The 12874-nt window shown below is 73.5% G+C and carries 13 protein-coding genes; 6 read left to right on the forward strand and 7 right to left on the reverse strand.

What is annotated here, in order from left to right; translation table 11 throughout:
- Nucleotides 1-11: 11 nt before the first annotated feature.
- Entirely contained in the window at nucleotides 12-1253 is a 1242-nt protein-coding gene (locus AB0J08_RS20935; protein WP_360636044.1) for an alpha/beta hydrolase, read from the reverse strand.
- Nucleotides 1254-1367: 114 nt separating this feature from the next.
- On the opposite strand from AB0J08_RS20935, the gene AB0J08_RS20940 reads away from it, so the two are divergent.
- The 5 genes from AB0J08_RS20940 to AB0J08_RS20960 all read left to right on the forward strand — a co-directional run bounded on the left by AB0J08_RS20940 (nucleotide 1368) and on the right by AB0J08_RS20960 (nucleotide 6402).
- Nucleotides 1368-1868, forward strand: a complete 501-nt coding sequence (locus AB0J08_RS20940) for a MarR family transcriptional regulator (protein ID WP_360636047.1) — start codon at nucleotides 1368-1370, stop codon at nucleotides 1866-1868.
- Nucleotides 1869-2025: 157 nt separating this feature from the next.
- Nucleotides 2026-3390: an FAD-dependent oxidoreductase gene (locus AB0J08_RS20945; RefSeq protein WP_360636050.1), complete on the forward strand. Its 1365-nt coding sequence runs from the start codon at nucleotides 2026-2028 to the stop codon at nucleotides 3388-3390.
- A gap of 198 nt (nucleotides 3391-3588) precedes the next feature.
- Nucleotides 3589-4923: a TerD family protein gene (locus AB0J08_RS20950; protein ID WP_360636053.1), complete on the forward strand. Its 1335-nt coding sequence runs from the start codon at nucleotides 3589-3591 to the stop codon at nucleotides 4921-4923.
- 33 nt (nucleotides 4924-4956) lie between these two features.
- Entirely contained in the window at nucleotides 4957-5649 is a 693-nt protein-coding gene (locus AB0J08_RS20955; protein WP_360636057.1) for an AIM24 family protein, read from the forward strand.
- 30 nt (nucleotides 5650-5679) lie between these two features.
- A complete protein-coding gene (locus AB0J08_RS20960; protein WP_360636060.1) occupies nucleotides 5680-6402 on the forward strand; it encodes an AIM24 family protein in 723 nt (240 codons plus the stop codon).
- Nucleotides 6403-6479: 77 nt separating this feature from the next.
- Here AB0J08_RS20960 and AB0J08_RS20965 read toward each other — a convergent pair whose 3' ends face one another.
- From AB0J08_RS20965 to AB0J08_RS20985, 5 genes are all read right to left on the reverse strand, one after another.
- Entirely contained in the window at nucleotides 6480-7406 is a 927-nt protein-coding gene (locus AB0J08_RS20965) for a hypothetical protein (protein ID WP_360636063.1), read from the reverse strand.
- Nucleotides 7407-7598: 192 nt separating this feature from the next.
- The gene (locus AB0J08_RS20970; protein ID WP_360636066.1) at nucleotides 7599-8546 is read right to left on the reverse strand and encodes an MBL fold metallo-hydrolase; all 948 of its coding nucleotides are present in this window, start codon (nucleotides 8544-8546) and stop codon (nucleotides 7599-7601) included.
- Between the two features lie 115 nt (nucleotides 8547-8661).
- The gene (locus AB0J08_RS20975) at nucleotides 8662-9399 is read right to left on the reverse strand and encodes a DUF4232 domain-containing protein (RefSeq protein ID WP_360636069.1); all 738 of its coding nucleotides are present in this window, start codon (nucleotides 9397-9399) and stop codon (nucleotides 8662-8664) included.
- Nucleotides 9400-9733: 334 nt separating this feature from the next.
- Nucleotides 9734-10174, reverse strand: a complete 441-nt coding sequence (locus AB0J08_RS20980) for an SH3 domain-containing protein (RefSeq protein WP_360636072.1) — start codon at nucleotides 10172-10174, stop codon at nucleotides 9734-9736.
- Between the two features lie 234 nt (nucleotides 10175-10408).
- A complete protein-coding gene (locus tag AB0J08_RS20985) occupies nucleotides 10409-10783 on the reverse strand; it encodes a hypothetical protein (protein ID WP_360636075.1) in 375 nt (124 codons plus the stop codon).
- Between the two features lie 279 nt (nucleotides 10784-11062).
- Between AB0J08_RS20985 and paaI the strand changes: the two genes are divergently transcribed.
- Nucleotides 11063-11500, forward strand: coding sequence for a hydroxyphenylacetyl-CoA thioesterase PaaI (paaI, locus tag AB0J08_RS20990; protein ID WP_360636078.1), 438 nt, complete (start codon nucleotides 11063-11065; stop codon nucleotides 11498-11500).
- Nucleotides 11501-11594: 94 nt separating this feature from the next.
- Here paaI and AB0J08_RS20995 read toward each other — a convergent pair whose 3' ends face one another.
- Nucleotides 11595-12860, reverse strand: coding sequence for a phenylacetate--CoA ligase family protein (locus tag AB0J08_RS20995; protein ID WP_360636081.1), 1266 nt, complete (start codon nucleotides 12858-12860; stop codon nucleotides 11595-11597).
- Nucleotides 12861-12874 lie beyond the last annotated feature (14 nt).

Here is a 12874-nt window from a genome sequence, read left to right on the forward strand (position 1 = left end):
GGCCGCACGGCTCAGCGCGCCGTCACCGGGTCGGCGCCGAGCCACCAGGTGGGGTCGGCGGTGCCGTCGGTGGTCCGGCCGTCGCTGTGCACGTAGTAGCGGGCGTCCCGGCCGGGCTCGGTCAGTTCGCCGGCCAGTGCGCGCTCCAGCCACTCCGCGCCGAAGCGGAAGACCTCGGCCGCGACTCCGCCCAGCGGGTGGAACTCGCCTTCGTAGACCCGCATCTCCTTGGGCGCCACGATCAGCTCGTAGCCGGCCAGTGCCTGTTCCAGGCGGGTCAGTTCGTCGAACTCGCCGATGCCCACCAGGACCGGGCAGGTGATCCGGGTGACCAGGTCGCCGAGCGGTAGCCGGTCGACGAGTTCGCGGTCGAAGGCCTGCTCGTCGGTGTAGCCGGCCATGTACATGAAGTTGTGCTTGAAGCTCGGCTGGGCCCGCTCGAAGATGGTGTCGAAGTCGCCGGTAACGGCCTCGAAGGCGGCCAGCGCGGCGAGCCTAGGGTCGGTGGCGGCGGCCCGCATGCCCCAGTAGCCGCTCATGCTGATGCCGAACATGCCGATCCGCTGCGGATCGACCTCGGGGAGGCCGGCCAGGTAGTCGATGCAGCGGCTCAGCGCCCGCTCGTAGTTGGTGAGGTCGAGGGTCAGCCCGTTCGCCCGGGACTCGCCCTGGCCGGGGCCCTCGATGGAGAGCGCCACGATGCCCCGCGAGGTGTAGTAGCGCTCGGCGGCGAAGATGTAGTCCTCCTTGATCATGTCCATCCCCGGGCCCAGGATGACCGCGGAGGCCTGCTCGACGTGCCCGGGCGGCAGGTGGAGCAGGGCGTAGACGTGCCGGCCTTCGAACTCCAGCTCCACCCGGCGCACCCGGTGGCCGCGCAGTTCGCCGAGCCGTGCCACGCAGTGGTCGGCGCGCTCGCGGAACGCCGTCTTGCGCGGGTCGGCGGCGTCGAGGAACGAGTACTGGGCGCGGCCCCACATCACGGCCGCCCGCTGGTACAGGTCGGCGGCGGTGCGGCCGAAGCCCTCGCGCTCGTGGTGGGCGGCCCGCTGCTCGGCCTGGCCGGCGACGGTGGCCCACGCCTTGGGCAGCATGGCGCCGCTGCGGACCAGCGCGAAGACCTTGTCGAAGTCGGTGTGGTCGTGGCCGAGCTGCTCCATCGTGCCCTTGGCCTGCGGGTGCAGGGCGTCGAAGCCGCCCTGGGCGAGGGCGATGTCCAGGGCCCAGCTCTGTCCGGTCGATCGGACGGTCATGGTGCGCTCTCTTTCGGATTCGGCAGAGGTCGGTAGTTGGTAAGTACTTAATGATTAAGTACTTATGCTTGACCCGGCTGTCAACCCCGGCGTTCGACGGGAGAGGATCACCCCATGACCGAACCGAATGCGGACCGGCCGGCCCGGTCGGACCGGGCCCGGCCCGCAGCGGAGCGCGTCGATCGCGCCGACGCGCTCGACGCGCTCGCCCGTGCCGCGTACAGTCTCAGCGCCGCCGATGCCCGCCTGCGCGGGCGCGCCACCCGGTCCCCGGGGGCGCTCTCGCTCACCCACGCCCGAGCCCTGCGCGTCCTGGCCGACGAGGGGCCGATCCCGGTCAGCCGGCTCGCGGCCGGCGCCGAGACCACCGCGGCGGCGGCGACGCAGCTGGTCAACGGGCTGGTCGAGGCCGGGTACGTCATCCGCGAGCGGCCGGCCCACGACCGGCGCTCCGTCCTCGTCACCCTCACCGCGGCCGGTCGCGAACGGCACCTCCAGCGCCAGCGGGCGCTCCACGCGGACCTGGACCGCCTGGTCACCGGGCTGGACGACGCCACCGTCGAGGCGGCGGCCGCGGTGCTGCGCGGACTCGCCGGGATCTACGACCGGCTCTGACGCCGCCGCGTGCCGTGCGCCCGCCCGCTGCCGCCCGAGCCGAACCCATAGGTTGGAGCTATGAGGTCATAGCTCCGGACCCCCTACACCGGTGCACACTGCCCGGGTTTGCTTCAACCATCCGCCTGCCGCTCGCCCGCCCGGAGGACCACCCGACATGTCCCGCCCGATCCGCATAGCGATCGTCGGAGCCGGCCCCGCCGGCATCTACGCCGCAGACGCCCTGCTCAAGTCCGACGCCGCCCAGGACCCGGGCGTTTCGATCGACCTCTTCGAGCGGATGCCCGCCCCGTTCGGGCTGATCCGCTACGGCGTCGCCCCCGACCACCCGCGGATCAAGGGCATCGTCACCGCGCTGCACCAGGTGCTGGAGAAGCCCGGCATCCGCCTGTTCGGCAATGTCGACTACCCGGGCGACCTCACCCTGGACGACCTGCACCGCTTCTACGACGCCGCGGTCTTCGCCACCGGCGCGACGGCCGACCGGGCCCTCGACATCCCCGGCTCCGGCCTGGACGGTTCCCACGGCGCCGCCGACTTCGTCTCCTGGTACGACGGGCACCCCGACGTCCCCCGGACCTGGCCGCTGGAGGCGGAGAAGGTCGCCGTCCTCGGCGCGGGCAACGTGGCCCTGGACGTGGCCCGCATCCTCGCCAAGACCGCCGACGAGCTGCTCTCCACCGAGATCCCCCCGAACGTCCACGCCGGGCTCAAGGCCAACCGGGCGGTGGAGGTGCACGTCTTCGGCCGCCGCGGCCCGGCCCAGGCCAAGTTCAGCCCGATGGAACTGCGCGAACTCGACCACTCCCCGACCATCGAGGTCGTCGTCGACCCCGAGGACATCGAGTACGACGAGGGTTCGATCGCCGAACGCCGTGGCAGCAAGCACGCCGACATGGTCGCCTCCACCATCGAGAACTGGGCCATCCGCGACGTCGGCGACCGCCCGCACCGGGTCCACCTGCACTTCTTCGAGTCCCCCGTCGAGGTGATCGGCGAGAACGGCCGGGTGAGCGGCCTGCGCACCGAGCGCACCGAGCTCGACGGCACGGGCAACGTCCGGGGCACCGGCCGCTTCACCGACTGGGACGTGCAGGCCGTCTACCGCGCCATCGGCTACTACTCGGACGAGCTGGCGAAGGTGCCCTTCGACCCGATCAGCGGCACCGTCCCCAACGAGGCCGGCCGCGTCCTGTCCGCCGACGGCTCCCATCAGGCCGCCACCTACGTGACCGGCTGGATCAAGCGCGGCCCCGTCGGCCTGATCGGCCACACCAAGGGGGACGCCAACGAAACCGTCGCCTGCCTGCTGGCCGACCACGCCGCCGGCCGCCTCCCCGGCGCCGTCGAGCCCGAGCCCGACGCGGTGGTGGCCCACCTGCGCGACCAGGGCGTCCGGTTCACCACCTGGGAGGGCTGGAAGGAGCTCGACGCCCACGAGCGCGGCCTCGGCACCGCCGAGGGGCGCGAGCGCGTCAAGGTCGTCGACCGCGAGGAGATGCTCCGCCACAGCGGCGCCTGACGGGCCCAGGCGGCTCCTGACGAATCCTGACGGGCCCTGACGACTCCTGACGGACCCTCGGCGGACCGGCCGGGGGCCCACCGCCGGCGCCCGGCGGCCGGGGTGCGCAACCGGGTGGGGGTCTGCTGCGTCCGGACGAGGTGGGGTAGGGTCGCCGGACCACACCCGTCGACGTAGGGGGAGGGTCGGCCCGGCGCCATGACCAGGGAACTTGCCAAGGCTTCGCGCGTGCGGATAGCCGATCTGACGCCGGGTACGGACCTCTATCTCGGTGTGCGGCTGAGCGCGCCGGGTCTGGTGTTCGACATCAGCTGCTTCGGGCTGGACGCGGATCAGCGGCTCAGCGACGACCGCTACTTCGTCTTCTTCAACCAGCCCGCCAGCCCCGAGGGCTCGGTGCAGCTGTTGGGCGCGCAGTCCGGGGACACGGAGGCGTTCCGGATCGTGTTGCCGGACGTCCCGCCGGCCATCGACCGGCTGAGCCTGACCGCGACCATCGACGGCGAGGGCCGGATGTCGCAGGTCACCTCCGGGTACGTCCGGCTCGTCGTGGACGGTACGGAGGTCGGCCGCTACTCCTTCACCGGCTCGGAGTTCAGCACCGAACGCGCGGTGATGCTGGCGGACATCTACCGGCGCGGCGGCGAGTGGCGCATTTCACCGGTCGGCCAGGGCTTCGACGGAGGCCTGCGGGCACTGCTGGAGAACTTCGGCGGCGAGGCGCTCGACGAGGACACCGAGGAGGGCGGGGGCGAGGTCGGGGACGTTCCGGTGCAGCCCGTTCCGGTGCAGCCCGCTCCGGTGCTGCCTGCTCCGGTGCCCGCGCCGCAGCTGCCCGTGCAGCCACCCGCCCAGCAGCCGCCCGCGCCGCCCGGCGTCCGCGTCTCCCTGGTCAAGTACGCCGAAGTCCCCGAGCGGACCGGGTGGGCGCAGCAGAACGACCACCTCGTCCGCTACACCCTGAGCAAGGGCCACGACGTCCTCGCCCTGCACGGCAGCATGGTGGCCTACCAGGGCCGGGCCGAGTTCGCCCACGAGAGCTCCGGCATGCTGCGCAAACTGACCGGCAACCTCACCGGCCAGACGCTCAAGCTGATGCGGGTCTCCGGCGAGGGCCAGGTGTTCCTGGCCGACGAGGCCGCCCACCTCCACGTGGTGCGGCTGGAGGGCGACGCCATCTGCGTCAGCTCCGACCGGGTGCTGGCCTTCGACGCCGACCTGGAGCACGAAGTCCGCCGGATCGAGGGCGAGGGCCTGCCGAACGGAGGCTTCTTCACGCTCCAGTTCAGCGGCCACGGCACGGTGGTGGTGAAGACCAACGGCATCCCGGTGGTGCTGCCGGTCACCCCGGCGCCCGAGACCTACGCCGACGTCCACGCGCTGGTCGCGTGGTCGCGCGGCGCCCAGGTGATCACCACGGCCCCGGTACGGATCCGGCGCTCGGCCTACGCGGGGCACGCCGCGGAGTCGTACAGCCTTCAGTTCAGGGGCGGGCCCGGCAACTTCGTCGTCGTCCAGCCGTTCGAGGTCTGAGCGGGCGCAGCGCCCGGGTACAAGGAGGTTGGAATGGAGCGGCAGGCGCTCTCGGGCACGTTCCTGCAGGGGCACACGGCCTCCCCGGTCACGGCGCGGATGAGCAACCACGGCGGGGCGATGTGCCGGGTCGCCGTCACCGGCGGGCAGGACGTGCTCGCCAAGCCCGGGGCGATGGTGGCCTACGACGGGTTCCTCCAGTACGAGGCCGTCTCGCAGTCGCTGCGCCGCTCGCTCGGCGAGTGGGCGTCGGGCGAGCGCAGCCCGCTGCTGCGCTGGTTCGGCGACGGCACGCTCTACCTGGCCGACTTCGGCGCGGACGTGCTCAACCTCCAGCTCGACGACGAGTCGCTGTCCGTCAACGGCTCGCACCTGCTGGCCCTCGACGCGTCGCTGGGCTGCGCCGTCGAGAAGGTCAAGGGGCCGGCACTGATGGCCGGTACGGGCCTGTACAACGTGACGGTGAGCGGCAGCGGCTGGGTGTCGGTGACCTCGCGCGGGGTCCCGGTGGTGCTGGACTGCGCGGAGGCCGAGACGTTCGTCGATCCGGACGCGCTGGTGGCCTGGACGACGGGGATGGAGATCAAGGTGCGGCGGACCCTCAAGGTCGGCTCGCTGATCGGCCGGGGCAGCGGCGAGGCGGTCCAACTGGGCTTCAAGGGCTCGGGCTTCGTCGTCGTCCAGCCCAGCGAGGACACCTCCGACCGACTCAAGATCCGCGGCTGAACAGTCTGCGGCCAAGGAGCAGTGATCACCGTGCACAGTCCCCTTCTCGACCACACCGCCCTGGCCGGCGAGGAGCGCTTCGCCCTGCAGAACCCGCAGTTGCTGCGGGTCGCGCTGGACGGGCGGGCCGAGGTGCTGGCCCGCAGCGGTGCGATGGTCGCGCACACCGGCCGGGTGCAGTTCACCGGCTGGACCGAGCCCGGCCGCCGCAGCCGCAACCGGCAGCAGCCGCCACATCCGCCGCAGCAGCACCGGCAGGCACGGCCGCAGCCGCCCGCCCTGGACCTGATGCGCTGCGCCGGCACCGGCACCGTCTACCTCGCCAACCTGGCCCAGCACCTGCACATCCTCGAACTCCGGCGCGAACGGCTGACGATCACCAGCAGCTACGTTCTCGCCCTGGACACCACGATCGAGTGGCGGGCGGTCGACATCGAGGGCGGTGAGCGGATCTCCGGCGTCGGCCGGCACAGCCTGGAGCTGTCCGGCAGCGGCACGCTGGTGGTGATGACCTCCGGCCTGCCGCTGGTGATGCCGGTACGCGCGGGCGAGTACGTCTACGCGGACGCCGACGCGGTGGTCGGCTGGTCCTCGGCCCTCGATGTCCAACTCCAGGCCCAGAGCAGCAACACCGAGGCGTGGCGACGCCGCGGCACCGCCACCGAGGGCTGGGAACTGTCCTTCACCGGCGACGGTTTCGTCATCGTCCAGCCCAGCGAACTGCTCCCGCCGCAGCGGGTGCCGCTGCGCTGACCGCCGCGGCGGGTACCACGGCGCCGACCGCCGTGGGTGCGGGCGTTAGGCGGACGGCACCCGCCGCGGCGCCGGGGTCAGTCGGTCTCGGTGGACACCGCGGCCGTGAAATGGGCGGGCAGGCTGCCCGAACTCAGGGCGGCGGCGAGGTCCTTGGCCTCGTCCTCGGTGAACGAACCGCTGATCACGGCCGCTCCGCCGGTGATCGCCTGGGCGACGTACGGGTGCGAGACGACCGTGCCGTCCACCGAGATGGCGAGCTGGTTGGCTGGCGCGGGCTGCGGGGCGATCCTGCCGGTCAGGTCGGCGAAGGCGTTGCCGCCCCCGGCGGTGAACTCCACCGTGACCTGCCAGCCGGCGCCGAACTGACTGTCGAACGCCGCCGAGGCCTTCGCGATGTCGGTGCCCCGGACGGCGGCCGGTGCCAGGGCGAACCTCATCGCCACCGGGTCCGCCTTGGTGGCGGCGCCACAGATCGCCAGGGCGGCGGCCGGATCGATGGCGGCGGCGAGCGCGGTGTCGGGGCCGGCGCAGCTCAGCGCGGCGAAGCGGGAGGCGAGTTCCGGCGGCACCGTGCCGGTCGGGGCGGGGTCCGCGGAGCCCGCTGCCGGGTCGGCGGCACCGGCCGCCACGGCCAGGACCGGCCGGAAGTCCAGTGCGGTCCGGCGGCCGAGCGCCGCGAGGCGGTCTCCGGCCACCTGCCCGGCGACCGAGAGCCGCAGGGCGGCGGCCGTGGAGGTGACCCGGGCGTCCTGCAGACCGCGCGCCTCGGCCCGCTTGCGGAGCTGCTCGGCGGCCTGCTTCAGCTGCCCCTCGTCCAGCGGGTGGTCGGGGGTGTAGACGGCGGCGGTCCGCCCTGCGGACGTGGCCTGGCTCGGCGGCGGACCGGTCGGGGTCGGACCGGTGGAGGTGCACGCGGTGACGGCCGCCCCGGCGAGCAGGAGGGCGGCGATCGAGGAGAGCACCCGGGGCCGCTGTCCGGCCGACGGAGAGGGGCTTGTCATGGCGTGAGTCTGGCAGTGCGGCGGGCCGCTCCGTCGGGGAGCGGTGGTCGTGTGACGCAACCGTGACGGTCCTGCCGGGCGGCTCGCGTGGCAGCGGGTCACCGGGGAGGCCCGCGGTCCGGACTCCTCGGCTCGTCGGGCGGTGAGCCCGGCCGGTGAGCCCGGTCGGTGGGTCCGGCCTGGTGGTCCCGGTCAGCCCGTGCGGTAGGAGATCACGAAGTCGTCGAAGGCGTGCCGCCCGGGCCGGGCGGCCACCTCGTCGAGTGCGCGGCGGATGTCGTGCAGCTGGGCGACGGTCATCTGCAGGGGCGGCTCGTCGGGCTGGTAGGTGTAGCGGATCGGGTAGTCCACCCCCGGCTGATCGGTCATCTCGATGTGGCAGCCGAGCACATGGCTGACCGGATGGGCGGCGGCGAAGGCGATCAGCCGGTCGATCGTCGCGACGTAGGCGTCCCAGTCGGCGATGTAGAGCCGTCCCGGGTAGACGGTGTCACCGGTGAGCAGGAAACCGGTGAACGGATCGTAGTAGGTGATGGCCGCCTCGTGGTGACCAGGACTGGTCAGGCAGGTCAGCACCCGCCCGCCGAGGTCCAGGTGGGCCGGCCGGTCGGGGTCGTCGTCCAGGCCGAGGAACGACCGGACGGTGTCGGGCGCCGCGTCCACCACCACCGTGTCGGGCCGCCCGGCGAACTGCGCGTCCCCCGCGATGTGGTCGCCGTGACCGTGGCTGTGCAGGACGAGCAGCTGGTAGGCGGTGCGCGGATGGCGGGCGAGCCACCCCGCGACCAGCTCGTCGACGACGCGGCGGAGCGGGAGGTGTTCGGGGGACGCGGTGGCGCCGGTGTCGATCAGTACCGCGCGCTCGTTGCCGAAGAACAGGAAGAGGAACGGCGCCTCGTAGTCGACGGCCATGTTCTGCCGGAGGATCACGGTGTGCTCGTCGTAGTGGTGGACCTGGAGCTCGGGGTCGGTGTTGTGCTTCGCCGACTCCGACCCGTGGATCCAGCGCACGTCGAGGGAGCGCCCCGCAGCGTGCGCGGCCCGGTCCGCGGCCGCGAAGTCGATCGCGGCCGCGGAGCTGATCGCGTGGGGGGAACCGCCCGGGCTCACCGAGGCGATCGGGTGCGGGCCGGAGGTCATGCGCTCTCCCGTGGGTGTCGCTCGCTCCGGCCGAGTGCGCCACCCGCCCTCGTCCGGCGTCGGCTCGGCCGGGAGCCGCCGTCGCGAACCTACCAGGCGCGGTGGGTGGGGCGGATCAGAATTCGTCGGCGCCGTTGCGCAGCTCGGGCGTCCAGTACCCGGTCGCCCAGACGGCGGGGTCGACGGCGATGCCGCCGTTGCCGGGTGCTTTGACGGTGGCCGCGCCGCTGCCGCCGGCGAGGGTGACGGAGAACGCGGTCACGGGCTCGTTGTTCTCGTGGACGCCGCCGTTGGAGAGCCTGACGACGGCGTAGGCGGGGGCGCCGGCGGTGAGGACGACGGGGGCGGCGGGCTTGCTCTTGGCGACGGCGGGAACGTTCTCGCGGTGGCTTTCGAGGAACCGGATCTGCGGGTACTCGTTGAGCCGGCAGCTGTGACCCGAGGTGTTCTTCGCGGTCAGCACGAGGTGGGTGTAGGGCGGGCCGTCCTGGAGGGCGGCGGTGACGGCGACGTCCTTGACGGTGCACGGCGGGGCGCTCGCCGCCGCCGGGTCGGCGGGCGCCGGCGAGGCACCGGTCGGCCGTGCGGTGGGCGAGCCCTTCCCGGTGCCGGCGCCCGGTGCGGCGTCGGTGCTCTTCCCGGCCCCCGTGTCGGGTGTGCTGTCCGCGCCCTGCCCGCCGGCCGTGTTCGGGGTGGTGCCGGGCGTGGACGGCGCCGTCGCGGGGGTCGCGGGGGTCGGGGCGGTGGCGGCCTTGGTGTCCGTGGCGTCCGGGCCGCAGGCGGTGAGGACGAGGGCGAGCGCGGCGGTGCCGGTCGCGGCCAGGACGGTGGTGCGGCTGCGGTGGATGCGCATTGGGATGTCCCCCGGTGTGTCGTGCGGTGCGGGCAAGAGAACCCGGTCTGCCGGGTCTGGCAAGACCTTGGCCCGGGAACCGTCCCAGCCGCCAGGGCCGGCCGCGGATCTGGGAGGCCGGAATGATTTATGGCCTCTGACCTGCGGGAACGCGTCTGCCTGGAACGGCGGAACGGAACGGTCGGGCTCCGGGCCGGATCGGGCGGGGACGGAGAAATGCCCCCCTGGGGTATCCCCCGAGGGGCGGCCGGACGGGCCGGCCCGAGAGCGAGGAGAGCGTCCGGATCGCCGATGGAGGCGTCGCCGTGGCCGCGCCCGGGTCAGGGTGGGCGCCTCAGATTCGGACGGGGCCGATCTCGACGGAGCCGCCGGTGACGCACGGGGGAGAGGCGCGGCGGCACTCCCGCGGCGGACAGTTCGCGACGGACGTGACGGTCGGTTCGTGGCGGGTGAGCAGGGACCAGAGCACCCAGCCGGTGAGCCCGGTGCGGGTGACCACGACCTTGCCCCAGCGGGTGCCGAGCGGTGAGGTCCAGGTGTCCACGATCTCGACCCGGTCGCCACAGTGCGTCAGGCCGAGCACCGTGTCGTTGACCGAGTGGTCGCGGCGGACGTTGGCGGCGCCCGCCGCGACCTCCCAGCCGGCGTGGCCGTTCTCGGGCGGCCGGGGTCCGGGGCCGGCGCCGCTCTGGTGGTCGCCGCCGGCGGCCACCGCCGGGAGGATCAGGATGGTCAGGGACAGGACCGCCGAGGCGGCCCGTCCGATCAGGCGCACCGGGGCCTCGGCGGATCGTTCTGTGTGGGAATGTACGGCAGAACGATCCGGCCCTGCGTGTGCGGACCGTTTCCGCCCGGGGTCACCCGGACGGCCGCTGCCGACTCGGTCGATCGGGTGGTGTCCGGGGCCGGGAAGCTGAAGCCGATGGCCGGCGGTGCCCGGGTGCCCGGGTGCCCGCGTCCCGCGCCGTGCTCCGATCGCGCCCGGGCGGCGCCGAACCCCCGGGGTCCGTCAGCCGTGCGTGCGCTGCCCGAGCCGCCACGCCCACAGGACGAGCGGCACCTGGAGCGGCAGCCGGGCCACGGCCAGGGCCGGCAGCGGGGCCGGCCGGTGCCGCCAGTCGTAGGCCATCTTCACGTTGGCCGGGAACACGGCGGCGAAGAAGCCCGCGGCGGCGAGGGCCCCGACCCTCCTGGTGCGCGGCACGGCGACCGCCGTGCCGATGGCGAGTTCGGCGACGCCGCTCGCGTACGTCCAGCCCCGCCTGCTGCCCGGAAGCCGCTTCGGCACGGTCGCATCGAACGGGCGGGGCGCGGCGAAGTGCATCACTCCTGCGCCGAGTAGAAGTCCGCTCAGCAGCCGGGCGGAGAGGCTCGATCGTTTCACGGTCACTCCTGGGGGGCAATGTCGTACGGCGGGTACGGCGGGCCGTGTCCGGCCATGGTTACCGAACAGTAGCGTCCCGTCGTTCGAGCGGGAAGGCGCGCCCGGCCCGGCCGGGACCGTCGCCCGACCGCGCCCGGGACCCGGGGCCCGGCCCGGCGGCGGCCTGCGGGAGGTCATTGACAGGCGGTGGCGCGACTCGGTGTAATCCGGTGCGCGGGAAGACAGGGGCGGCAGCGGGACGACCGGTCCGTGCGGCCGCTCCCGGAAAGGCGGGACGTCGTGGACGCGGAGACCGGACCGGGCCCGGCCGGAGGATCGGCGATCGCCGCGCTGTACGCGCGCGACCGGGCCAGCCATGCGCTGGGCATCACGCTGGACGAGGTGTCCGCCGGTCGGGCGGTGATGCGCATGCGGGTGGCCGATTCCATGGTGAACGGCCATGGGACGGCGCACGGCGGATTCCTGTTCCTGCTCGCCGACGCCGCGTTCTCCTACGCCTGCAACAGCCACGGACCGGTGACGGTCGCCCAGGCCGCACAGGTCACCTTCCTCGCCCCGGCCGAGGTCGGCGACGAGCTGGTCGCCGAGGCGGTGGAGCGGACCCGCTCCGGGCGGCAGGGGATCTACGACGTGACCGTCCGGCAGGCGGCGGGGAGGGTCGTCGCGGAGTTCCGCGGGCAGAGCTTCGTGCTCGCCGGCCGCCCGCAGTCCGGCTGACCGGCCCGGCTGACCGCAGACCGGCCGCCCGCAGTCCGGCTGACCGGCCCGTGGTCGGCCGGCTGCCCGCCCCCGCCCGTCCGGCCGGAGGGGGTCAGTCCCGGGGTCGCTCGTCCACCACCTGCCGGAGTTTGCCCGTCCGGGGGTTCGTGGCCAGCTCGGACCGGGGCACCCACTCGACGGCGAGGTGGTGGATGGCACCGGCGGCCACCTCGGCCGGATAGAGCGGGAGGGCGGCGTACACGGCGGCGACGAGCCGTTCGCCCCGTGCGTCCGGTTCGGCCGGCGGCTGCCCGCTGTACCCGAGGCGCAGGACGAGGCCGTCCCGTCCCTCCCAGCGGCGCTGCACCATCTGCAGGCCGGAGATGGCGCCGTCCGGGTCGGCTGCGAGCAGTACCGCGCGGATCTCCTCGGTCGGCATGGCGACCGTGCCGACGCGCGCGCCCTCGCTGGACCGGCCGACCAGCCGGAACCGCCCGAACCCCGGGTCCACCCACTCGGCGCGGTCCCCGGTCGGGTACCGGAGGATCGGCATCAGGGTGCGGAACAGGTTGGTGACCACGACCCGGCCGGGCACGCCGGCAGCCGTGATCGGCTCCCCCGTCACCTCGTCGACCAGCTCCACCACCGTGCGTTCGGGGAAGGCCTCGTGGACGCGGACGTCGTCGCCCGGCACCGGCGAGCCGACCAGGCCCGCGTCGTTCGAGGCGTACCCGAGCGAGGAGACGGCGGCCTTCGGGAAGGCCTGCGACAGGATCGGCCGCAGGTCGGCGAAGAGCAGGTCGCCGCCGAAGAGCAGCAGCTCCACGGAGTCGGCGCTCCGCCCCCGCCGGAGCAGGCACTCGGCCACCGCGCTGAGCTTCATCGGCTCGCCCGCGAGGACGTGGACGCCGAAGCCGGTGATCAGGTCGACGACGTAGTCGTCGGGTGCGGCGCAGCCGACCGGCAGGCGGACGTTCTCCACCGGTGCGTGGTGCAGGGCGTTCTCGATGTAGAGGAAGCCGCCGTAGAGTTCGCCGGCGCAGAACAGGTTGGCCACCCGGTGGCCGGGCTTCAGCCCGGCCCGGACCATGCCCGCGCCGAACGCGGTGACCGAGTCGGCGTGCTCGGTGCGCGACCAGGGGGAGAACTTGGGGACGCCGGTGGTGCCGCCGGTCTTGTAGACGCCCGCGTCGGTGAGCGGGCCGGTCAGCAGGCGGTTGTCCGGCCAGGTGTTCGCGGCCCAGAACGCGCCCTGGTCGATGAGCGGGAGTTCGGTGAGGTGCGAGATCGTCCGTGGTACGTCGCGGTACGCCTGCGCGTAGAACGGCGAGTGGCTGCGGGCGAAGTCGACGAGCTCCTGAAGCGATTTCGCGGGCACTGTGTCTCCTGTCG

Source organism: Kitasatospora sp. NPDC050463, from assembly GCF_040655255.1.
Lineage (GTDB): Bacteria > Actinomycetota > Actinomycetes > Streptomycetales > Streptomycetaceae > Kitasatospora.